At 72.1% G+C, this 20,491-nt stretch carries 19 protein-coding genes; 11 read left to right on the top strand and 8 right to left on the bottom strand.

Annotated elements, in window-relative coordinates; genetic code table 11:
• Nucleotides 1–76: 76 nt before the first annotated feature.
• From GQR16_RS13300 to GQR16_RS13315, 4 genes are read right to left on the bottom strand one after another with little or no spacing between them, the layout of a single operon-like run.
• On the bottom strand, nucleotides 77–1,786 hold the full coding sequence (locus GQR16_RS13300; RefSeq protein WP_157415635.1) for a dipeptide ABC transporter ATP-binding protein: 1,710 nt from the start codon (nucleotides 1,784–1,786) through the stop codon (nucleotides 77–79).
• A complete protein-coding gene (locus tag GQR16_RS13305) occupies nucleotides 1,783–2,730 on the bottom strand; it encodes an ABC transporter permease (protein WP_157415636.1) in 948 nt (315 codons plus the stop codon). Before GQR16_RS13305 ends, GQR16_RS13300 begins: the two co-directional genes overlap by 4 nt.
• Complete coding sequence (locus GQR16_RS13310; RefSeq protein WP_157415637.1) at nucleotides 2,727–3,818, bottom strand: ABC transporter permease; 1,092 nt, start codon at nucleotides 3,816–3,818, stop codon at nucleotides 2,727–2,729. Before GQR16_RS13310 ends, GQR16_RS13305 begins: the two co-directional genes overlap by 4 nt.
• On the bottom strand, nucleotides 3,818–4,936 hold the full coding sequence (locus GQR16_RS13315; protein WP_157415638.1) for an LLM class flavin-dependent oxidoreductase: 1,119 nt from the start codon (nucleotides 4,934–4,936) through the stop codon (nucleotides 3,818–3,820). Before GQR16_RS13315 ends, GQR16_RS13310 begins: the two co-directional genes overlap by 1 nt.
• A 226-nt stretch (nucleotides 4,937–5,162) precedes the next feature.
• Between GQR16_RS13315 and GQR16_RS13320 the strand changes: the two genes are divergently transcribed.
• The 9 genes from GQR16_RS13320 to GQR16_RS13360 all read left to right on the top strand — a co-directional run bounded on the left by GQR16_RS13320 (nucleotide 5,163) and on the right by GQR16_RS13360 (nucleotide 16,341).
• The gene (locus tag GQR16_RS13320; protein WP_157415639.1) at nucleotides 5,163–6,377 is read left to right on the top strand and encodes an LLM class flavin-dependent oxidoreductase; all 1,215 of its coding nucleotides are present in this window, start codon (nucleotides 5,163–5,165) and stop codon (nucleotides 6,375–6,377) included.
• Nucleotides 6,377–7,792, top strand: a complete 1,416-nt coding sequence (locus GQR16_RS13325; RefSeq protein ID WP_157415640.1) for an NtaA/DmoA family FMN-dependent monooxygenase — start codon at nucleotides 6,377–6,379, stop codon at nucleotides 7,790–7,792. The genes GQR16_RS13320 and GQR16_RS13325 overlap by 1 nt, the downstream gene beginning before the upstream one ends.
• Nucleotides 7,782–9,200, top strand: a complete 1,419-nt coding sequence (locus GQR16_RS20070; RefSeq protein WP_211373514.1) for an LLM class flavin-dependent oxidoreductase — start codon at nucleotides 7,782–7,784, stop codon at nucleotides 9,198–9,200. The genes GQR16_RS13325 and GQR16_RS20070 overlap by 11 nt, the downstream gene beginning before the upstream one ends.
• Nucleotides 9,197–10,591, top strand: coding sequence for a M20 family metallopeptidase (locus GQR16_RS13335; protein WP_246200823.1), 1,395 nt, complete (start codon nucleotides 9,197–9,199; stop codon nucleotides 10,589–10,591). The genes GQR16_RS20070 and GQR16_RS13335 overlap by 4 nt, the downstream gene beginning before the upstream one ends.
• Nucleotides 10,588–11,997, top strand: a complete 1,410-nt coding sequence (locus tag GQR16_RS13340) for an MFS transporter (protein WP_157415641.1) — start codon at nucleotides 10,588–10,590, stop codon at nucleotides 11,995–11,997. Before GQR16_RS13335 ends, GQR16_RS13340 begins: the two co-directional genes overlap by 4 nt.
• Nucleotides 11,998–12,092: 95 nt before the next feature.
• A complete protein-coding gene (locus GQR16_RS13345) occupies nucleotides 12,093–12,986 on the top strand; it encodes a DUF1684 domain-containing protein (protein ID WP_157415642.1) in 894 nt (297 codons plus the stop codon).
• Nucleotides 12,987–12,989: 3 nt separating this feature from the next.
• Nucleotides 12,990–14,135: an LLM class flavin-dependent oxidoreductase gene (locus GQR16_RS13350; RefSeq protein WP_157415643.1), complete on the top strand. Its 1,146-nt coding sequence runs from the start codon at nucleotides 12,990–12,992 to the stop codon at nucleotides 14,133–14,135.
• Entirely contained in the window at nucleotides 14,135–15,232 is a 1,098-nt protein-coding gene (locus GQR16_RS13355) for a GNAT family N-acetyltransferase (RefSeq protein WP_157415644.1), read from the top strand. The genes GQR16_RS13350 and GQR16_RS13355 overlap by 1 nt, the downstream gene beginning before the upstream one ends.
• The gene (locus GQR16_RS13360) at nucleotides 15,229–16,341 is read left to right on the top strand and encodes an FAD-dependent oxidoreductase (protein WP_157415645.1); all 1,113 of its coding nucleotides are present in this window, start codon (nucleotides 15,229–15,231) and stop codon (nucleotides 16,339–16,341) included. The genes GQR16_RS13355 and GQR16_RS13360 overlap by 4 nt, the downstream gene beginning before the upstream one ends.
• 1 nt (nucleotide 16,342) lies before the next feature.
• Here GQR16_RS13360 and GQR16_RS13365 read toward each other — a convergent pair whose 3' ends face one another.
• Nucleotides 16,343–17,827 carry a serine hydrolase domain-containing protein gene (locus GQR16_RS13365; protein ID WP_211373515.1) on the bottom strand — a complete coding sequence of 495 codons (1,485 nt, stop codon included), beginning with the start codon at nucleotides 17,825–17,827 and terminating at the stop codon, nucleotides 16,343–16,345.
• Nucleotides 17,828–17,974: 147 nt separating this feature from the next.
• On the opposite strand from GQR16_RS13365, the gene GQR16_RS13370 reads away from it, so the two are divergent.
• The gene (locus GQR16_RS13370; protein WP_157415646.1) at nucleotides 17,975–18,145 is read left to right on the top strand and encodes a hypothetical protein; all 171 of its coding nucleotides are present in this window, start codon (nucleotides 17,975–17,977) and stop codon (nucleotides 18,143–18,145) included.
• Nucleotides 18,146–18,157: 12 nt separating this feature from the next.
• On the top strand, nucleotides 18,158–18,304 hold the full coding sequence (locus GQR16_RS13375) for a hypothetical protein (protein WP_157415647.1): 147 nt from the start codon (nucleotides 18,158–18,160) through the stop codon (nucleotides 18,302–18,304).
• A 270-nt stretch (nucleotides 18,305–18,574) separates the two neighbouring features.
• Here GQR16_RS13375 and GQR16_RS13380 read toward each other — a convergent pair whose 3' ends face one another.
• From GQR16_RS13380 to GQR16_RS13390, 3 genes are read right to left on the bottom strand one after another with little or no spacing between them, the layout of a single operon-like run.
• Nucleotides 18,575–19,042, bottom strand: a complete 468-nt coding sequence (locus GQR16_RS13380; RefSeq protein ID WP_157415648.1) for an HIT domain-containing protein — start codon at nucleotides 19,040–19,042, stop codon at nucleotides 18,575–18,577.
• Nucleotides 19,039–19,827 carry a macro domain-containing protein gene (locus GQR16_RS13385; RefSeq protein WP_157415649.1) on the bottom strand — a complete coding sequence of 263 codons (789 nt, stop codon included), beginning with the start codon at nucleotides 19,825–19,827 and terminating at the stop codon, nucleotides 19,039–19,041. The genes GQR16_RS13380 and GQR16_RS13385 overlap by 4 nt, the downstream gene beginning before the upstream one ends.
• A 56-nt stretch (nucleotides 19,828–19,883) precedes the next feature.
• Nucleotides 19,884–20,393 (bottom strand): TIR domain-containing protein, encoded by a 510-nt coding sequence (locus GQR16_RS13390; RefSeq protein WP_157415650.1) that lies wholly within the window; start codon nucleotides 20,391–20,393, stop codon nucleotides 19,884–19,886.
• Between the last annotated feature and the right edge of the window lie 98 nt (nucleotides 20,394–20,491).

A 20,491-nucleotide genomic window follows, 5' to 3' on the forward strand; every position in this document is an offset into this window, starting at 1 on the left:
GTGGTCCCGGTCGTGCGGGTTCCGGATGCCGCGGCGCCGGGTTCGTGGTTCGGGTTCCGGATGCCGCGGGCGGCCGTCAGGCGCGGGCGGCGCGCCCCGGGATCGCGTCGAGGAGCTCCTGCGTGTACGCCTCGCGTGGATCGCGGAAGAGCCGCGAGGTCTCCCCCGCCTCGACGACGTGGCCGTCGCGCAGCACGATCACGTCGTGCGCGATGCGGCGCACCACGGCGAGGTCGTGCGAGATGAACAGGTAGCTCACCCCGAACTCGCCCTGGATCTCGGTGAGGAGCGTCAGGATCTGGTCCTGGATCGACACGTCGAGCGCCGAGACGGGCTCGTCGAGCACGACGAGGTCGGGCGCGAGGGCGAGGGCCCTCGCGATCGCGACGCGCTGGCGCTGCCCGCCAGAGAGCTCGGCCGGCTTGCGGTCGATCGTGCCGGCGGGCAGTGCGACGACGTCGAGCAGTTCCTCGACGCGGCGCCGCCGTTCGGCCCGCGTGCCGACGCCGAACGCCTCGAGCGGGTCGGAGACGATGCGGCCGATCGGCAGCCGCGGGTTGAGCGACGCGTACGGGTTCTGGTGCACGAGCTGCGCACGGCGGCGGAACCGCCGCACCGCGCCCGAGCCGAGCGACGTGAGGTCGACGCCGTCGAACTCGACGCTGCCCGACGTCGGCTCGGCGAGCCGCAGCACGAGGCGGGCGGTCGTCGACTTGCCCGACCCCGACTCGCCGACGAGGGCGAGCGTGCGTCCGCGCGGGATCGCGAAGCTCACGCCGTCGACGGCGCGGTGCACGCCGCCGCCCGCCGCTCTCGGCACCGGGAACTCCTTCACGAGGTCGTGGGCGACCACGAGCGGGCCGAATGCCGCGGCGAGCGCCTGCCCTGCGGCATCCGTCTCGCCCGAGGCATCCGCCGACCCCGTGGCATCCGTCACCCGAACCGGCTCGGCGAACGGGGCGTCGAGGTCGAGGCTCGGCGCCGCCGCGATGAGTGCCCGCGTGTAGGGGTGCGAGGGCGAGCCGAGCACCTCGGCGGGCGTGCCCTGCTCGACGACCTCGCCCTGCGACATGACGACGATGCGGTCGGCGCGATCGGCCGCGACGCCCAGATCGTGCGTGATGAGCAGCACGGCCGTGCCGAGCTCCTGCTTGAGCTGGTCGATGCGGTCGAGGATCTGGCGCTGCACGGTGACGTCGAGGGCGCTCGTGGGCTCGTCGGCGATCACGAGCGCCGGCCGCGCGATGAGCGCGATCGCGATGAGCACGCGCTGGCGCATGCCGCCCGAGAGCTCGTGCGGGTACTGCTGCGCCTGCCGCGCGGGGTCGGGCAGGCCGGCCTCGGCGAGCGCGTCGATCGCCCGGGCCGCGGCGGTGCGCCGGTCGGCGAGCCCGTGGATTTCGAGCACCTCGGCGACCTGACGCCCGATGCGCTGCACGGGATTGAGGCTCACGGTGGGGTCCTGCGGTACGAAGCCGATGGCGCGCCCGCGAAGGCCGCGGAGCTCGACGCGCGAGATCTTCGTGACGTCGCGCCCTTCGAACCGCACGGTGCCGCCCGCGATCGACGCGGTCGACGGCAGCAGTTGCACGACCGCGTGCGCGGTCGTGGACTTGCCCGACCCCGACTCGCCCACGATCGCGACGGTCTCGCCGGCGTGCACCGTGAGGCTCGCGTCGCGGACCGCGGCGATCGTGCCGCCGGCCGTGCGGTAGCTGACCGCGAGGTTCGTGATCTCGAGGAGGGGCGTGCGGTCGTCGGGCGTCCGGTCGTTCTCGGCGCTCATCGCGTGCGCCTCCCTTCGGTGTCGAGGGCTCGCGAGAGCCGGTTGGCGGCGAGCACGGTGGCCGCGATCACGAGACCCGGGAACGTCGTGAGCCACCAGGCGTTCCGCAGGAAGTCGCGGCCGCCCGAGACGAGCGATCCCCACTCGGGCGCGGGCGGCGGGGCGCCGTAGCCGAGGAAGCTCAGTGCGGAGACGGCGAGGATCGCCCCGGCGAACTCGAGCACGGCGAGCACGAGCACCGGGCCCGCCGAGTTCGGCAGCACGTGACGGAACAGCACGCGACCCCAGCGGTCGCCCGAAGCCCTGGCCGCGTCGATGTAGACCGAGCTGCGCACGCGCAGCACCTCGGAGCGCGAGATGCGCGAGACGGTCGCGATGCTCGCGAAGCCGACCGCGACGGCCACGTTGATCGTGCCGAAGCCGAGTGCGGTGATGATCGCGAGCGAGAGCAGCAGCGCGGGGATCGCGAGCAGCACGTCGGCCAGGCGCATGACGGCCTCGTCGACGAACCGGCCGACGAAGCCCGCGAGGAGGCCGAGCAGCGTGCCCACGACGAGGCCGACGGCGACCGCGATGCCCGCGGCCGAGAGCGTGAGGGCCGTGCCGTGCACGACGCGCGTGTAGAGGTCGCGGCCGAGCTGGTCGGTGCCGAACCAGTGCGCGGCGGACGGGCCCTGCAGACGGTCGGCGGGCACGCCGTCGAGCGGGTCGCCGGGCGCGAGCAGGTTCGGCGCGATCGCGGCGATCACGACGAGCGCGAGCCACACGATCGCGATGAGCAGCGTGGGCCGGGCCAGCACGCGTCCGATGCCGCGGCCGGCCCGGAGGGCAGCATCGGCCGAGCGGCTGCGCACCGCGTCGGCGAAGCGCGCGTCGGCGGTCGCCGCGAAGACGTCCTGCGACTGCTCGTGCCGTTCGGGCACGAGGGCGGTCGTGTCGCTCATGCGGGCTCCCCCTGGGTCGTTGCGGCGGCCGAGACGGCGGTGGCGGATGCCACGGGCGCGGGCCGTGCGCCGGACGCCGAGGCGGCGGGCCGGGCCGAGGCGGGTCGGGCCGCCGGGCGGGCTGCGGCGGCCGCGGCACCGCGGCGCGGAGATCGCGCGCCCGTCGTCACGATGCGCGGATCGAGCAGCGGAGCCACGAGGTCGACGGCGAGGTTGGCGAGCACGAACGCGATCGCGGCGACGAGCACGACGCCCTGCACGACCGGCACGTCCTGCTGCTGCACGGCGCCCGCGGTGACGCGTCCGATGCCGGGTCGGGAGAACACGGTCTCGGTCACGACCGTGCCCGAGAGCAGCTGTCCGACGATGAGGCCCGTGACGGTGAGGGCGGGCAGCGCCGCGTTCTTCAGCGCGTGGCCGAGGTGCACGCGGGCGCGGCTGGCGCCCTTCGCCCAGGCGGTGTCGACGTACGGCTCGCGGAGCGTGTTCGAGAGGCTCTTCGAGAGCAGCTGCGCGATCGTCGCGCCCGTCGGCAGGGCGAGCGTGATCGCCGGCAGCACGAGCGAGATGAAGCCGCGGTCGCCCACGGCCGGGAAGATCGGCACCGTGAACGAGAACCACTGGATGAGCATGAGCCCGAACCAGAACGCGGGCACGGCGACGCCGAGCGGCGGCAGGCCGAGCAGCACGTCGGCCAGCCAGCGGTGCCGTGTGTAGTTCGCGGCGATCGCGATGCCGGCCCCTGCGACGACGGCGATCACGAGCGCGAACGCCGCGATCGCGATGGTCGGCGGCAGCGCCTCGCCGATGATCTCGGTCACCGGCCGGCCAGTGACGATCGAGGTGCCGAGGTCGCCGCGAAGCACGGCGGCGAGCTGGTCGAGGTACTGCACGATGAGCGGGCGGTCGAGGCCGAGCTCCGCGCGCAGGGCGTCGAGCTGCGCGGGCGTGATGTCGGTCGCATCCGCGCCGGCCAGCAGGGTCACGGGGTCGCCGGGCAGCGCGTAGAGCACCAGGAACGACACCGTGTACGCGGCCCAGAGCACGCCGACGGCCTGCAGCAGCCGCAGCAGCACGTACCTGACCATCAGGCGGCCTCCGTGGCCGATGCGGTGCCGACAGCACCGGTTCCGGATGCCGCGGCACGCGCTGCGGCATCCGTCGCCGAACCTGCGCGCGAACCGCCGCCCGCCCAGCCGAGCTCGGGCGCGATGAGCGAGGCGACGTCGTCGAGGATCTGGCGGTAGTCCTCGACCGAGAACTCGTAGGGCAGCTCGAGCCGCAGGTCGGTCGCGGCGGAGACCACGGGATCGGCGGCGAGCTGCTCGAGGATCTCCTCGGCCGTGCCGATGAGGTCGGGTGCGAACTGGGTGAGGCGCTCGCCGTGGGCGATGCGCGTGCGCTCCTCGCGGCTCGCGCGGTACTCGGCGTACTTCGCGCGGGTGGCCCGGTCGGCGCCGTCGGTCGGCACGATGACCCGGCCGAGGGCGACCCGCGGCGAGCCCGCGCCCCGGTACGCGTCGCGGTAGCGGGCGAGCACGTCGGCCTGCGTCGCGGCGAACGCGGACGGGCCGCCCTCGACGACCGGGCCGCCAGAGACGATGTTGCCGGTCAGCAGGCCCAGCCCGCGCTCGGCGGCCCATTCGGCCGACCGCGCCGAACCCGCGCCGATCCAGACGCGGTCGCGCAGGCCAGCCGCGTGCGGCTGCAGTCGCGGCCGCTGCACGTTGCCCGGCGAGTGGATGACCGTGTCGGCGTCGCCGATGAACTCGCCCGAGAGGTTCTCGAGCAGCCGGTCGACCCTGGCGTGCGAGAAGTCCTGCCCGCTCCAGTCGCCGTCGAACACGCGCTCGCCGATGAGCTCGACGTGCGGCGGGCGGCCCGCGCTCACGCCGACCTCGAGGCGTCCGCCCGAGAGCACGTCGGCCGTCGAGAGGTCTTCGGCGAGGCGGAACGGGCTCTCGAAGCCGATCGGGATCACGCCGATGCCGAGCCGGATGCGACTCGTGCGCTGCGAGGCCGCGGCGAGGAACACGGGCGCCGACGACACCCCGTGCTCGAGGTGCCGCTGACGCACCCATGCTCCGTCGTAGCCCAGGCGCTCGCCGTGCTCGAACAGGGCGAGGGTGTCCTCGAGGCCCTGCTCGGGGCGGGCGTCGTCGTAGTTGCCGGGGGTCAGGAACGCGATGGTCGAAAGGGTGGTCATGCCGCCACTGTCGCCTGCTCGCCGGGCTCCGCCAAGCCGTGTCGCGAACCGTGACCGAAGGTGGCGTCGGGTGTCGCCGCGCGACGGATCGTGACGGTCGGCGGCCGAGGGGTGTGACCGCGTATGACCTCGCCCCGCGGCATCCGATGAAGCCGTATGACGCTCGACTTCACCTCGTGACGGGCCGCCTTGCGGGCCATGCCGGGTCGCGCGGAAGGTGAATCGCATGACTCGACGACCCACCATCGCCGTCGCCCTCGACGGGGCCGGCTGGCACCCCGCCGCCTGGCGCGACCCGTCGGCCCGACCGGCCGAACTCTTCACCGCCCGGTACTGGCGCGACCTCACGCAGTTCGCCGAGCGCGCCGACGTCGACCTCGTCACCTTCGAAGACGCGCTCGGCCTCCAGTCCTCGACGCTGTGGTCGACCGACGAGCGCACCGACCAGGTGCGCGGCCGCCTCGACGCGCTGCTCATCGCCTCGTTCGTCGCCCCCGTGACCGAGCGCATCGGCCTCGTGCCGACCGTGACGACGACGCATACCGAGCCCTTCCACGTCGCGACCGGCGTGCAGACCCTCGACGTCGCGAGCCGCGGCCGCGCCGGCTGGCGCGCGCAGATCTCCGGCTCGCCGCTCGAGGCCGCGCACTTCGGGCGTCGCACGGTTCCGACGATCGACCTCGAGGCGCTGCACCGGGGCGACTCCGAGCAGATCCGCCCGGGCTTCGACGAGGCCCGCGAGGTCGTCGAGGTCGTGCGCCGCCTCTGGGACAGCTGGGAGGCCGACGCGATCATCCGCGACGCCTCGACCGGCCGCTTCATCGACCGCGACCGCATCCACGGCGCCGAGTACGAGGGCGAGCACTTCTCGGTCACGGGCGCGTCGATCGTGCCGCGCTCGCCGCAGGGGCAGCCCCTCGTCGCCGTGCTCGGGCACCAGACGATCCCCTACGAGCTCGCCGCGACGAGCGCCGACCTCGTGTTCATCACGCCGCTCGACGACGCGCAGTCGGTGTCGATCCTCGGCGAGGTCCGCGACGCCGAGGCCCGCACGGGCCGCACCGGTCGTCCGCTCTCGGTGCTCGCCGACGTGATCGTCGTGCTCGAGTCGACGCCGGCCGCCGCACGTGCCGCGCTCGAACGGCTCGACGAGCAGAACGGCTCGCCCCTGACATCCGACGCCCTGATCTTCGCCGGAACGCCCGAGCAGCTGCTCGAGCGCATCGACGCCTGGACCGCGCTCGGCTACGACGGCGTGCGCATCCGCCCCGCCCGCCTGCCGCGCGACCTCGAACAGCTGGCCGACTGGGTGCTGCCCGCACTCGGACGATCGGATGCCGCGGGCACGACCCTGCGCGAACGGCTCGGCTTCGAACTGCCCGAGAACCGATACACCGCGGCCCGCACGTCGGCCGCACGACAGAACGGGGAGGCCGCCTGATGGCCGATGCCAAGCGCCAGGTGCACCTGGCCGCCCACTTCCCGGGCGTGAACAACACGACGCTCTGGGCCGACCCGCTGCACCGCAGCCAGATCGACTTCTCGGCGTTCGAGCACTTCGGCCGTACCGCCGAACGCGGCCGCTTCGACTACGTGTTCCTCGCCGAGGGCCTGCGCCTGCGCGAGCACAAGGGGCAGCTGCACGAGCTCGACGTCGTGGGCCGCCCGAACACGCTCGCCGTGCTCACCGCGCTGGCCGCGGTCACCGAGCACATCGGACTCGTCGGCACGCTGAACTCCACGTTCAACGAGCCCTACGAGCTCGCCCGGCAGCTCTCGACGCTCGATCACCTCTCGGGCGGCCGCGCGGGCTGGAACGTGGTGACGAGCTCCGACGCCTTCCACGGGGCGAACTTCCGCCGCGGCGGGTTCCTCGACCACGGCGACCGCTACCACCGCGCCAACGAGTTCGTGAGCCTGGCGAAGGAACTCTGGGACAGCTGGACCGCCGACGCGATCGTCGCCGACCGCGCCACCGGGCAGTTCCTCGCCGAAGACGCGGCCGATGCAGGGGCGTTCGCGCACCGCGGCGCGCAGTTCGACGTGCGCGGCCGCTTCGCGACGCCCGCGAGCCCGCAGCGGTACCCCGTGATCGTGCAGGCCGGCGACTCGGCCGACGGCCGCGACTTCGCGTCCGAGCACGCCGAGGTGATCTTCTCCCGGCACAGCGCCTTCGACGAGGCGCGCGCGTTCTACTCCGACGTCAAGGGCCGCCTCGCCGGCTGGGGCCGCACCGAGGACTCGCTGAAGATCCTGCCGGCCGTCACGTTCGCGATCGGCGACACGCAGGCCGAGGCCGAAGAGGTCGCCCGCGAGATCTCGCTCGCCCAGGTGACGCCGCGCAACGCGATCACGGTGCTCGAGCAGCTCTGGGGCACCGACCTCACGTCGTACGACGCCGACGGCCCGCTGCCCGCGTTCGACCCGGGCGAGGGCCCGGCCGACACGGTCTCGGGCACGATCACGAAGGGCTGGGCGCCCCGCTTCCCGAACGCGGTGCAGATCGCGCAGACGTGGCGCGCGCAGTCCGAGGCCGAAGGGCTCTCGATCCGCGAGCTCGTGATCAAGGTCGCCGGGCGCCAGTCGTTCATCGGCACGCCGTCGCACATCGCCTCCGAGCTCGACCGCTACGTGCAGGAGCGCGCGACGGACGGGTTCGTCGTCGTCGGCACGACCTCGCCGCACGGCCTCGACGAGTTCGTCGACCGCGTCGTGCCCGAGCTGCAGGACCGCGGCGTCTACCGCACCGAGTACGAGCCCGGCGCGACGCTGCGGCAGAACCTCGAGCTGCCCGAGCCCGGCGCCCGCGTGGCGGCCGTGCGCGACGCGGAAGAGGAGGTGCGTCGTGTCGGCTGAGCAGCGTGACGCCGGTCGAGGAGCGCAGCGTCTCGAGACCACCGCCGCCGCCAGCGCCACCCCGGCTCGCCGCGTCCCCCTCGCCGTGCTCGACCTCGTGCCGATCGCCGAGGGCTCGAACGCCGGCGAGGCGCTGCACCGCTCGATCGACCTCGCCCGTCGGGCGGAGTCCGCGGGCTACGCGCGCTACTGGCTCGCCGAGCACCACCTCAACCCGGGCGTCGCGGGTGCCGCGCCGCACACGTTCCTCGGCATCCTCGCCGCGTCGACCGAGCGCATCCGCGTTGGCACCGCGGCGACGATCCTCGGCAACTACGAGCCGATCCAGGTCGCCGAGGCGTTCGGCACGGTCGCGGCGCTCTGGCCCGACCGCGTCGACCTGGGCCTCGGCCGCAGCGGGCTTCCCCCCGCCAAGGCGCACGCGCCGAGCACCGACGGCGCACCGGGGCAGCCCGATGCCGTGCCCGCGGCCCCGCCGCTGCCCGCGGTGCCGGTCGCAGCCGAGGCTCCCGCCGAGCCCGCTCCGCCCGCACCCAACGAGGTGATCGACGGACTCGTGATCCCGCCGCAGCGGCCGTTCACGTTCGACCGGGCGCGGTTCGCGCTGCAGGCTCGGCTCCTCGGGCGCACGGTGGGCGACGCCGACCGTTTCTCCGACGACGTCGACGCCCTGCGCGCCTTCTTCGCCGGGCCCGTGCGCTACGCCGACGACAGCCGCCCAGACGGCGTGACCGTGCAGGCGCAGCCGGCGACGGGCACCCCCGTCGAGCTCTGGGTGCACGGATCGAGCGCGGGCGAGAGCGCGCGCCTCGCCGGACGCCTCGGCCTGCGCTTCGGCGCGAACTACCACGTCGCCCCGAGCGGCGTGCTCGCGGCCGTCGCCGAGTACCGGGCGCACTTCGTCCCCTCGCCCGAGCTCGCCGCTCCGCACACGATCGTGTCGGTCGACGTGGTCGTGGCCGAGACGGATGCCGAGGCGCAGCGCCTCGCTCGCGGCTACGCGGAGTGGGTGCTCTCGATCCGCGAGGGCCAGGGCGCCGTGCCCTACCCGCGCCCCGAGAACGCGACCCCCGACGCCGAGCTGTCGAGCATCGAGCTCGACGCCGTGCAGGACCGCCTCGACACCCGCTTCGTCGGCTCGGCCGCGAGCGTCGTCGCGCAGCTCGAGACGCTGCAGCGCGCCACGGGCGCCGACGAGCTGCTCGTGACGACGATCACGCACGACCACGAGGCGCGCGTTGCGTCGTACCGCCTACTCGCCGAGGCGTGGGGCGTCGAGTCGTCGGCGGCCGCGACATCCGTCGACGCAGCCGACGCCGACGCCGACGTCGACGCCGTTGAAAGCGACGAGCGAGCGGATGCCGCGGGCGACCGCCCCGAGCTCGCAGTCGCCGCGGTCGGGGCGTGACGTCCGCCACGCACGGCCTGCGGATCGGTGCCCGGCCCACGACGCCGAGCACCCTGCACCTGGACGCCGTCGCCCGCGAGGCCGAACGCCTCGCGGGCGCGGCTCCGCCCATCTCGTCGCCGCACGTCGGCGCACCGCCCGAGCTGCGCGCCGCCCTCGCCGCGGCCGTCGACGACCTGGCGTCCGCCCTCGGCGGCCTGTCGGCGCACCTGTTCGCGCTCGCCGAGCCCGGGTTCGCCGAGGTGAAGAGCGCGGCAGCCATCGTCGAGACGCTCGAGGCCCGCGGCCTCCGTTCGGAGCTCGACGTCTACGGCCTGCCGACCGCGTTCGTCGCCGAGCTGCCCGCGGCACCCGCCGCGTCCGGCGCCCCCGACGCGTCCGACGCGTCCGGCCCCACCATCGCGCTCCTCGCCGAGTACGACGCCCTGCCCGGGGTCGGCCACGCCTGCGGCCACAACCTCATCGCCGCGGCATCCGTCGGCGCCTTCCTCGCCCTCGCCGAGGCGAGGCGCCAGAACCCCGCGAGCGTGCCCGGCCGCGTGCTCCTCATCGGCACGCCCGCCGAGGAGGGCGGCAACGGCAAGGAGCTGCTCGCCCGTGCCGGCGCGTTCGACGACGTCGACATCGCGGTCATGGCGCACCCGTTCGGCGCCGACCTCGCCGACCCCGTCTTCATCGGCCGACGCATCGTGCGCATCGTGTACCACGGGGTCGCCGCGCATGCCGCGGCCGCGCCCTTCCAGGGTCGCAACGCGCTCGACGCGGCGGCCCTCAACTACCAGGCGGTCGGCCTGCTGCGGCAGCACCTGCCGCCGGGCGACCGCATCCACGGCGTCTTCGTCGACGGCGGCGCACGCCCCAACGTGGTGCCCGAGCGCGCCGAGCTCGAGTACTACGTGCGCTCGCACGAGATCTCGACCCTGCGGGAGCTCTCGGCGCGCGTCGACGACATCGCCAACGGCATCGCGCTCGCGACCGGCACGGGCGTCGAGGTCACGTGGGATCCGCAACCGTTCAGCCTCCCGATCCGCCACAACGGCCCGCTCGCCGAGCGCTGGGCGCTCGCGCAGGCCGAGCGCGGCCGCCGCGTGCTGCGCGCCGCCGACGCGCCGGGCGCGCAGGCCGCATCGACCGACTTCGGCAACATCAGCCAGCGCGTGCCCGGCATCCATCCGGTCATCGCGATCGCGCCGCCCGAGATCGCCCTGCACACGCGCGAGTTCGCCGAGTACGCGGGCTCCCCCACGTCGATCGAGTCGGTGACGGATGCCGCGTACGGCCTCGCGGCGACCGTCGCCGATGCCCTGCTCGACGCCGACCTGCTGGCCGCCGTGCGCGACGACTTCGCGGCGGCGGGCGGACCGGTCGACGTCGAGCGCACGTTCGCGTGAGGCCCGCGACATCCGCGACCCCACGGGATCGCACCTCGGGGCGCGTGCTCGCGCTCGGCGTCTCGACGGGGTTCGTGACGATCATCGACCAGTCGGCGTTCGCGTTCGCCGTGCCGGGGCTGCGCGACGACCTCGGCGCCGACGCCGCGCAGGTGCAGTGGCTCGTCGCGGGGTACTCGCTCGCGTTCGGGGCGGCCCTGCTGCCCGCCGGACGCCTCGGCGACGTGTTCGGCCGGCGGGCGCCGTACCTCGTGGGTCTGCTGCTGTTCGCGCTCGGCGGGCTGTTCGCCGCGAGCGCGGCCGACGCGAACGTCGCGATCGTCGCGCGGCTCGTGCAGGGCCTCGGCGCCGGGCTGGTGAATCCGCAGGTGCTCGGCTACTTCCAGGACCTGTTCACCGGTCCGGCGCGCGCCAAGGCGCTCGGCGCCTACACGGTCTCGGCGTCGGTCGCGGGGCTCATCTCCCCGCCCGTCGCCGGCTGGATCCTCGCCGCCGCGAGCCCCGGCCTCGGCTGGCGGTTCGTGGTGCTGCTCTCGGTGCCCGTCGCGCTCGCGCTGTTCGTCGTCGGACTCGCGGTGCTGCCGTCGACGCCCCGGACGCCCGAGGAGCTCCGCCGCCGCGCCGGCGGTCTCGACGTCATCGGGCTCTCGCTGCTCATGGCGGCGATCCTCGCGCTGATGCTGCCGGTCACCGCCGGGGTGCCGGGCGGTCCGTTGTGGCTCATCGTCGCCGGACTGGCGGGACTCTCGTTCACCGGATGGGAGCGCCGCGTCGCCCGCCGAGGCGGATCGCCCGTGCTCGACCCCGCGCTCATGCGCTCGCGCGGCTTCATGCTCGGCACCGGCGTCGCCACCCTCATCTTCGGCGCCGGCATCGGGCTCGGCATGGTCACCACGCTCTACCTCATCGACGGGCTCGGGATGTCGGCGCTCGCCGCCGCGCTCCTGCTCGCGCCGCGCGCGCTCGGCATGGCCGTCGGCAGCATGCAGTCCTGGCGTGTGGCGACACGGTTCGGTCGCCGCGGCATCACGTTCGTGCTCGCGGCCGGTGCCGTCGCGGTCGCCGTCGAGGCCGCGCTCGTGGCGACCGGCCAGGAAGTGCTCGTGCTCATCGCGCTCGTGGGCGTCGGAACGGTGCACGGCGTGCTCTCCGGACTCACGATCCCCTCGAACCAGACGCTCACGCTCGAGCACGCCCCTGCCGAGGCTGCCGGCGTCGGAGCCGGCGTGCTCGCCCTCGCCCAACGCCTCGCCGGAGCCGTGTGCCTCGCGGTCGGCATCGGCCTCTTCCTCGCGGGCGCCACCCCGACGGCCGGGTTCGCGACGGCGGCGGGCGTGTTCGCCGCACTCTCGGCCGCGGCGGTCGCGATCTCGGCGTTCGACCGCTCGGCCGTGCGCGTCGCCTGAGGTCTGGGGCCCGCCCGGTTACGCCCCGTGACGACCGCCCGAAACCTGCCGTCACGACCTCCGAAACCCCCTTGCGACCTGCCTAGCATCTCCACATGACCGACACGCTGACCTCCACGAACACCGCCGCCGCGACATCCGTCGACGCGCCCGCAGCACCCGCCGCACCCCTCGACCGCGCCGCCTTCGCCCGCGAGTGGGAGGAGTGGCACCGCGGCCACGAGGCGTCCCGCGCGAGCGGCCACGGCTTCCTCGCCGTGACCGGTCTGCACTGGCTCGGCGCCGAGCCGCAGCGCCTCGCCGGCACGCCCGGCCTGTGGTCGACGAGCGACGCCGGCCCCGTCGTCGAACTCGCCGATGGCGAGGTGCTCGAGCTCGACGGCGTCGCGCTCGAGGGTCGCCACGAGTTCGGTCCGATCCCCGAGCGCGGGGGCGTCACGCTCCGCTCGGGAGACCTCGCCATCGAGCTCGCGCGCCGAGGCGGCAACGACATCGTGCGTCCGCGCGACCCGGCGTTCCCGTTCCTGGCGGCCTACTCGGGCACGCCCACGTACCTGCCGAACCCGCGCTGGCTCGCACTGGGCCGTTTCGTTCCGTTCGACGAGCCGCGCGAGGTCACGGTCGACGCCGCGGTCGAAGGACTGCAGCACGTCTACGAGGCGCCGGGCGAGGTCGAGTTCGTGCTGCGCGGCGAGACGTTCCGCCTCATCGCGTTCAACGGCCACGCGCCGGGCAGCCTCTTCGTGCTGTTCACCGATGCCACGAGCGGACTCACCACGTACGCCGCCAACCGCAGCCTCGCGATCGACGCGCCCGCCGAAGACGGCACCGTGGTCGTCGACTTCAACCGCGCCGTGAACCTGCCGTGCGCCTACACCGACTACGCGACGTGCCCGCTGCCGCCCGCCGGCAACCAGCTGCCCGTCGGCATCGAGGCCGGCGAGAAGACCCCGCTCGCGCGGGTCGAGGCCACGAGCACGGAGGCCTGACCCATGCGGTTCCAGCTGCTCGACATCGTTCCCCACGTCGAGAACCCGGTCACCGGGCGTCTCGTGAGCGCGGCCGAGCGCCTCGACCAGACCGTCGAGTCCGCGCGCCGTGCCGAGCGCCTCGGGTTCGACGCGTTCTCGGTCGGCGAGCGTCACGCGGGGCACTTCCTGTCGTCGTCGCCGACGGTGCTGCTCGGTGCGATCGCCGCGACGACCTCGCGCATCCGCCTGCACTCGGGCGTCACGGTGCTCTCGGTGCTCGACCCGGTGCGCGTCGCCGAGGACTACGCGACGATCGACCAGCTCTCGCGCGGCCGCCTCGAGATCACGATCGGCAAGGGCAACGAGGTCGCCCAGTTCCCGCTGTTCGGGCTCGAGATCGACGACCAGTGGGAGCTCCTCGCCGACAAGTACGCGCTGCTGCGTCGCCTCTGGCGCGAGACCGACGTCGACTGGCAGGCAACCGCCTACACGAGAGACCAGCACGCGACGACGACGCTCCCCCGCCCGTTCGCCGGCGCCCCGCGCGTCTGGCACGGGTCGGCCACGACCCTGGCGAGCGCGGCCCTCGCGGCCAAGTGGGGCGACCCGCTGTTCAGCGCGAACGCGATCCAGCCGCTCCAGAACTACGCGGTGCTCGTGCGGCACTACCGCGACGAGTACGCGAGGCACGGGCACGACCCGCGCTTCGCCTACGTGGGCGCCGGATCGGGCTCGCTCTTCATCGCCGATACGACCCAGCAGGCCAAGGAGCTCTACGGCCCCGTCTACGATGCTTTGGTGGCAGCCACCAACGTTCCGGGCAACAACACCCCCTTCCGCGACATCGATCACGCGATCGCCGAGGGCCCGGCCCTCGTCGGCAGCCCGCAGCAGGTCATCGACAAGATCGGCCGGTTCCACGAGAGCCTCGGCCACGACCTGCAGTCGGTGAGCCTGCCCACGACGCTGCCCGTCGAGCAGCAGCACGAGCAGCTCGACCGCCTCGCGTCAGAGGTGTTCCCGGTGCTGCGGCGCGAGCTGCCGACGACGCTGTGGGGCGAGGGCGACCCGTACGAGGCGCGCCCGGCCTTCGCCGGCGGTTCCGAGGCGGATGCCGCGGCGGCCGTCGAGGCGTCCCGCACCGTTCGCGAGCCGGTGGCCGCCTGATGGCCGGGGCGACCGCGTTCACGATCCGCGCCGCGCGACCCGAGGAGTACCCGGCCGTCGCCGCGCTGACCGACCGCGCCTTCGCGGCCGGACCGTACGGGCACCTGCCCGTCTCGGCCGAGCGGCGCGCGCTCGTGAACGCGGTCGCCGAACGCGCCGCCGACGGCGCGGTGCTCGTCGCCGTCGAGACGGCTTCCGAAAGCGAATCCGAGCGAGCGGATGCCGCGGGCAGCCGCCTCCTCGGAACCGTCAGCGTGGTGCGCGCAGCCTCCCCGCAGTCCCGGCTCGCCGTCGGCGACGAGGCGGAGCTGCGCCTGCTGGCCGTCGCCCCCGAGGCGCGCGGACGCGGCCTCGGCGAGGCGCTCGCCCTCGCCGCGCAGGAGGAGGCGCTCACCTGGGGCTCGCCCGCCGTCGTCCTCGACACCGGCACCCTGAACCACACCTCGCAGCGACTTTACGAACGACTCGGCTACGAGCGGTTCACGTCGGCCGCGCCTGTGCCGACGACGGATGCCGCGGCATCCGAAGACCGGATCGACCACATCGACTACCGCCTGCCGCTGCGTGACCGCGAAGACCTGGTCGTCAGACTCGTGCGCGACGACGAGATCGACGCCGTCGCGGCGCTCTCGGTGCGGGCGTACGAGTACGCGTACGAGCTCTCCGACGAGTACCGCGCCTCGATCGCCGACGTCGCGCCCCGCGCCGTCGAGCACCAGGTCTGGGTAGCTGCGGACGCGACCACCGGCGAGCTCCTCGGCAGCGTCGCGACGCCCCGACGCGGCAGCACGATCTCGCCGCTGGCCCAGCCGGGCGAGCTCGACTTCCGCCTGCTCGCCGTCGACCCGCCCGCCCGCGGACGCGGCGTCGGCGAAGAGCTCACGCGCCTCGCCATCGAGCTCGCCCGCCTGCGCGGCCTCGACCGCGTCGTCATGAACAGCGGACCGCAGATGACCGGCGCCCACCGCCTCTACGCGAAGCTCGGCTTCGACCGCCTGCACGACCGCGAGCGCGAGATCGTCGACGGCGACCGGCGGTTCCTGCTGCTCGCCTTCACGATCGACGTGCCCCGCGCGACGCGGAGCATCGCCGCATGACCGATCACGACGTCATCATCGTCGGCGGCGGCGCCATGGGCTCGGCCGCCGCCTGGCAGCTCGCCTCGCGCGGGCGCGACGTGCTGCTGCTCGAGCGCTTCGCCGCCGGGCACGCCAACGGCGCCTCGCACGGTGCCAGCCGCAACTTCAACGTCTCCTATGCGGATGCCGCGCACGTCGCCCTGCTCGTCGAAGCCGGCCGGCAGTGGCGCGAGCTCGAGGCGGAGACCGGCGCGAGCCTGCTCGCCCAGGTCGGCATCGTGAACCACGGCGACCACCCCGACCTCGACGCCGTGCACGAGGCGCTCGGCGCCGTCGGTATCCCGAGCGAGTTCCTGCCCGCGTCGGAGGCCGGTGCACGCTGGCCCGGCCTGCGCTTCGAGACCCGCGTGCTGCACACGCCGACGGCCGGGCGCCTCAACGCCGACGCTTCGGTGGACGCCCTGCAGCAGGCGGCCGCCGCCCGAGGCGCCGAGGTGCGCCACGAGGCGCCCGTACGCGGCATCCGCGTGCTCGACGACGACCTCGTCGAGGTGACGCTCGACGATGGCGACGGCACCGCCCTCACCGCGCGCCGTGTGATTGTCGCCGCCGGCGCCTGGACCTCGAAGCTCGTCGGCGGCCTGCTGCCGCTGCCCGAGCTCGTCGTCACCCAGGAGCAGCCCGGACACTTCGCCGCGATCGATACCTCGTTCGAATGGCCCGGCTTCAACCACCGCCCCGGCCCCGGCGACGAGTGGTGGTACTCGGGCGTCTACGGCATGCTCACGCCCGGCGAGGGCGTCAAGGCCGGCTGGCACGGCACCGGACCCGTCGTCGACCCCGACCACCGCGACTTCACGGCCGAGCCCGTGCAGTTCGAGGCACTGCGCCGCTACGTGCGCGAGTGGATCCCCGGAGCCGATGCCGACGCCGCCCGCGCCATCAGCTGCACCTACACGACGAGCCCCGACTCGGTCTTCGTGCTCGACGCCGTCGGCCCCCTCGTCGTGGCCGCCGGCTTCTCCGGCCACGGCTTCAAGTTCACCCCCGCGATCGGCCGCGTGCTCGCCGACCTCGCCGAGGGCCGCCCCTCCCCCGAGCCGTTCCGCCTCGCGCGCTTCGCCTGAGCTACCCGACCTTGGGGAGCAGACGGCCGCTCGTGCGGTACCAGGCGACCTCCCCGCTCGGGCCTCGCACGAAGTCGGAGCGGGGCGAGAGCGGGCTCGCGCCGACCACGTGGTCGTCGCCGTAGAAGTCCACGTACTCGGGCGGCGCTGCGTCGGACACCGTGCCATCCGGATTCAGTGGGCGGATGCGCAGCCGACCGTTCTCACCGGCGAACTCGAGCGTCACCCTCGCCGTGGTGCCGTCGGGTCCGATCTCGGCGAGGTCGTACCGACCTTCGTAGGGGGCCAGCTGCACAGCGGTGCTGGTTCGGGGATCGGCCGGCAGGTTGTGCACGCCGGCGAACCGCGACAACGCCCAGTCGTCCTGGAAGAAGCTGCTCAGGAGCTTCGGGCCATCCTCGGAGTTCGTGAGCATGGCGATGCCGAAGTCCCGTTCGGGAACGAAGAGGAACCCGCTGTGCTGTCCGGGCCAATCGCCGCCGTGCTGCACGACGTCGACCCCTTCGGCGGTCGGTCGCAGCCGGAGGCTGACTGCGTACCCGTCGATCTCGATGAAGATCGTTCCGCCCGGGCCCGGATTCGAGTGCATCGCCTCGAGCGACGCAGGACTGAGGATGCGACGGCCGTCGAGTCCGGTGCCGTCGCCCAGGTGGAAGCGCAGGTAGTGCAGTTGATCGCGAGCGCTCGAGATGAGGGCGCCGGTCGGGTTGAGCGACCTCGGGACGTACCAGAAGGACGGATCCAGCACCGCCTTGCCATCGACCACGTTGTGGGCGCCGGTGAAGGTGTGTCCGACGAGGTCGTCGGTGAAGAACCGGGTCTGGTCGAGGCCCAGCGGATCGAGCACGAGCTCCTGCATGGCCTGCTCGAAGGTCGTTCCGTGCACCTTCTCCACCACGCGGCCCGCGAGCACGACGGCGGCGTTGTTGTAGAAGAACGTGGACCCGAGCGGTGTCAGCTGGGGCAGGCCCGCCATGCTCGCCACGTAGCGCTCGATCGCATCGTCGCCCCGCCCGAAGTCCTCCAGGTCGTCACCGAACCAGCCGGCGGTGTGGTTCAGCAGGTGCCGCACGGTCACGTTGGCCGCCACGTCCTCGTCGGCGACGGTGAACTCCGGCACATAGGAGCGCACGGTCTGGTCGAGGTCCACCTTGCCCGCATCGACCAGGCGCATCATCGCGGTGCCGGTGAACGTCTTGGTCGTCGATCCGATGCGGAACAACGAGCGCTCGTCCACCGGCACCGGAGCGTCGACGCTGGTGATCCCGAAGCCGCGCACGTGCTCGTTCCCGTCGTGCAGCACCGCCACCGCGACGCCGGGCACCGCGTACTCCTCCATCAACGACTGGATCTTGGCGTCGAGCTCGGCGAAGAGGGCGTCGGACGCGCTGGGCGACGAGGCGACCGTCGGGCCGGCGCTCCCGGTGGGGCTCGAAGCCCCCACGTCTTCGGCGGTGCATCCCGCCAGCGCCGTGCCGGCCGCCACGATGGCAGCCAGATCAGCGGATCTCCGCAGCATCGACCGCCTGGACATCGTCCACGACGCAGGCGGAACTTCGTTCTCCAGCAGGCCCATGGTCGCCTCCTCGCGCAGAGTCTGGCAGAGGAACACACGGCCACGCACATCCGCGTGATGATCCGCCTGCTGCGCCAGATGTTCGCCGTGCCCGAAGAGATACGCATCACTGGCGTGATCTATCTCCCCTGGCGCCCGGGTGACGCGATCACGAGCCAGCTCCTCCGCGACCTGCCGACCGCTCGCATCGAGGCCGCGATCAACCAGCGCCTCCTCGCGATGAAGTGAACTGCGACGATCATGGGCGACAAGATCGTGCTGCCCTCAGGCTGCAGAATCAGCTGGCGCGACCTACTCAATCCCCTCGGTGAGCCGAATAAGACGCCCGACTTCCACGAGTTGGTCGCCCTGCAGCACGGCCAGCTCACCCGGCGACAGAAACCCTGAGCGCGACGATGGCGGAGATCAACGGCGTGGCCCTCTCCACCGCTCAAGGCTAGATCACGAAGGCGCGCGAGCGCGGCCTGCTGCCGCCCAGTCGCGGCCGTGCAGGTGATGCCGCCGTCAGCTGCAGGATGAGCCTGTGGTAGCGATCAGATGGCCGAGTCGTCGATTTTCTCCAGACCAACTGCGACGCTGGGCGAATTGGAGCACCGGATGCACCAGCCCGTCCTTTCGGCCCGGCTACGCCCCAACAAAGCATGGTCTTCGCTCGCATTAGGACTGGGCAGTGCCCTCCGAGGCAGTCAGATCCAAGAAGGGCGCGAGACGCTGCGCGATCTCGCGCGCCTGATCAAGTGAGATCTCTGGGACGGGCCCGAAGTCAGTCCCACCACCAGGAAGAGTGCCGGCCACATGAAAATGCAGGTGTGGTATCTGCTGCGCCGCGGCGAGCCCATTGTTCTGCCACACCGCGATCCCTTCGGGTTTCTCTGCGCTGGCAATCGCTATGGCCGCGCCCCGCAGCGCCCGCATCAATGGACCCGTAACCCCGTTCGGAATGTCCATTAGGGTTGCGAAATGCCCGACCGGCAGGACGAGCAGATGTGCACGGCCTCGCTGCTCCAGTGTGACGGCGACCGCGACGACGGAATTCCGATCGACGAAGACATAGGGTCGAGCGCCTGAAAGGTAGTCACAGAAGGCACAGCGGTCGGCCTCGGGCATCGCGATCCCGTCGCTCATGCGCGCGCCAATCCCGACAGGAAGGCCTGAAGTTCCAAGTGGTTTAGCCGGTCGTACAGTTCGGGAAGCGCAACAATCCGCAATTCATGGCATACAGGGCTTTGCCGGGCAGCGATGATGTATGACAGGGCGATGAAGCGGATGGCGTCTTCGGCGGGTAGCACCGGGGAGAGCCCGGACTGACCACCGCCGAGCACGGGAATTGAGAGCGCCTCACCGTTGCTGTGGCGGCGAACCGACGCCCACAGATTTCCCAGGCTGAGCCAGAGACCATCCGCAGTTCCGTGGGCCTTGTTGTGAACGTCCATAGACGTGTACGCGACGAAGAAATCACGCGTTCCGTGAGACTCGAGAGGGACAACAGTACCGAGCTCGAAACGCGCAGTTCTCCCAGTCTTTGCCACGGTACCGATTGACACCAGCTTGGCGAGGTGAACGTCGATCGCTGCGTCAAGTCCATCTGCGTCACCGCGCCACTTCCGTGAAAGGTAAATTCCTTGCACGCTTCTTGGCGATATCTGCGGGGAACGCATATCGAATGTGTCGCAGGTCCCGACAACAAGATGGGTGTCCTGCTCAAAAAGGTCACCTCGAACGACTTTGATCGTCGTATTCGGCGCGCTGAACGCCGCCTCGACTGGCCGCGGCCAGGCCCTCCACAGCCCAAACCCGATCGCGATGATCAGACATGGCCACACGACCCACGCCTGCTCCGCTTCCAGGGTCCCGACGAACAGCGATACCAGTCCGGCGACCGCTGAAAACACGCCGAGCGCGGCGAACAAGCTAACGAAAAATCGGCGCCAAAAGCGCCATCGCTTTAGGTGGTTCACAGCTGTCGTCAGATCCCAAGCCGCTCGTAGACTTCAGGCTTGTAGTGGTACGGCCCCTTATTCGAACTTGACGCAAAGCTCGTGGCGTAGTTGTCAAGTGCGTACATGATGATGGCAGGCTGAAATGAAACCGACATCGTGTAGTAGTCCGCGGTCAAGAGCGGACTAGGAATGAAACGCGTGTCGACGGTTCGGTCGCTGTCGTGATTGGCCACCACGACGGGGAGATTGAACTCCATCAAGACCTTGATCTCGTGCGCCAGGAACGAGTCTCCGTCAGCCCCCTTCGCCTTCGCCTCGGGGGTGCCAATGAGCACGACCTGCTTCGCATTCTTCATTCGCTGCCGGAGGTTGTCCTTGATCGTCTCTGGCTTGCTTGTGTCTCGCGAGATAAACAGGTTGTGCGCGTCATAGAAATCGAAGTCGATCTTGTCGTTGTCGCGCCAAGCTTCCATCATCCGATAGAGGTGGATGTTCTCGCTCGCAAAGGCGACGTACGTCTTGTTGCGATAGCTCATTTGACTCCCAGTTGGCATCCAGCGTTTACCCAACTCATTTCTAGTACCCGCCCCCGACAATGAGCAGTTGCACTCGCAAGGTAGAGCGAAAGTCGCCA

Origin of the sequence: Agromyces allii, assembly GCF_009749385.1 — a bacterium.
In the GTDB taxonomy this organism is placed as follows: Bacteria; Actinomycetota; Actinomycetes; order Actinomycetales; family Microbacteriaceae; genus Agromyces; species Agromyces allii.

What these genes read in the sequence shown, in the direction of transcription:
- GQR16_RS13355 (WP_157415644.1), top strand. Translation starts at nt 14,135, where the DNA reads ATGGCCGGGGCGACCGCGTTCACGATCCGCGCCGCGCGACCCGAGGAG.
- GQR16_RS13390 (WP_157415650.1), bottom strand. Translation starts at nt 20,393, where the DNA reads ATGAGCTATCGCAACAAGACGTACGTCGCCTTTGCGAGCGAGAACATC.
- GQR16_RS13300 (WP_157415635.1), bottom strand. Translation starts at nt 1,786, where the DNA reads ATGAGCGCCGAGAACGACCGGACGCCCGACGACCGCACGCCCCTCCTC.
- GQR16_RS13320 (WP_157415639.1), top strand. Translation starts at nt 5,163, where the DNA reads ATGACTCGACGACCCACCATCGCCGTCGCCCTCGACGGGGCCGGCTGG.
- GQR16_RS13350 (WP_157415643.1), top strand. Translation starts at nt 12,990, where the DNA reads ATGCGGTTCCAGCTGCTCGACATCGTTCCCCACGTCGAGAACCCGGTC.
- GQR16_RS13360 (WP_157415645.1), top strand. Translation starts at nt 15,229, where the DNA reads ATGACCGATCACGACGTCATCATCGTCGGCGGCGGCGCCATGGGCTCG.
- GQR16_RS13345 (WP_157415642.1), top strand. Translation starts at nt 12,093, where the DNA reads ATGACCGACACGCTGACCTCCACGAACACCGCCGCCGCGACATCCGTC.
- GQR16_RS13310 (WP_157415637.1), bottom strand. Translation starts at nt 3,818, where the DNA reads ATGGTCAGGTACGTGCTGCTGCGGCTGCTGCAGGCCGTCGGCGTGCTC.
- GQR16_RS13325 (WP_157415640.1), top strand. Translation starts at nt 6,377, where the DNA reads ATGGCCGATGCCAAGCGCCAGGTGCACCTGGCCGCCCACTTCCCGGGC.
- GQR16_RS13375 (WP_157415647.1), top strand. Translation starts at nt 18,158, where the DNA reads ATGGGCGACAAGATCGTGCTGCCCTCAGGCTGCAGAATCAGCTGGCGC.
- GQR16_RS13315 (WP_157415638.1), bottom strand. Translation starts at nt 4,936, where the DNA reads ATGACCACCCTTTCGACCATCGCGTTCCTGACCCCCGGCAACTACGAC.
- GQR16_RS13380 (WP_157415648.1), bottom strand. Translation starts at nt 19,042, where the DNA reads ATGAGCGACGGGATCGCGATGCCCGAGGCCGACCGCTGTGCCTTCTGT.
- GQR16_RS13370 (WP_157415646.1), top strand. Translation starts at nt 17,975, where the DNA reads ATGATCCGCCTGCTGCGCCAGATGTTCGCCGTGCCCGAAGAGATACGC.
- GQR16_RS13305 (WP_157415636.1), bottom strand. Translation starts at nt 2,730, where the DNA reads ATGAGCGACACGACCGCCCTCGTGCCCGAACGGCACGAGCAGTCGCAG.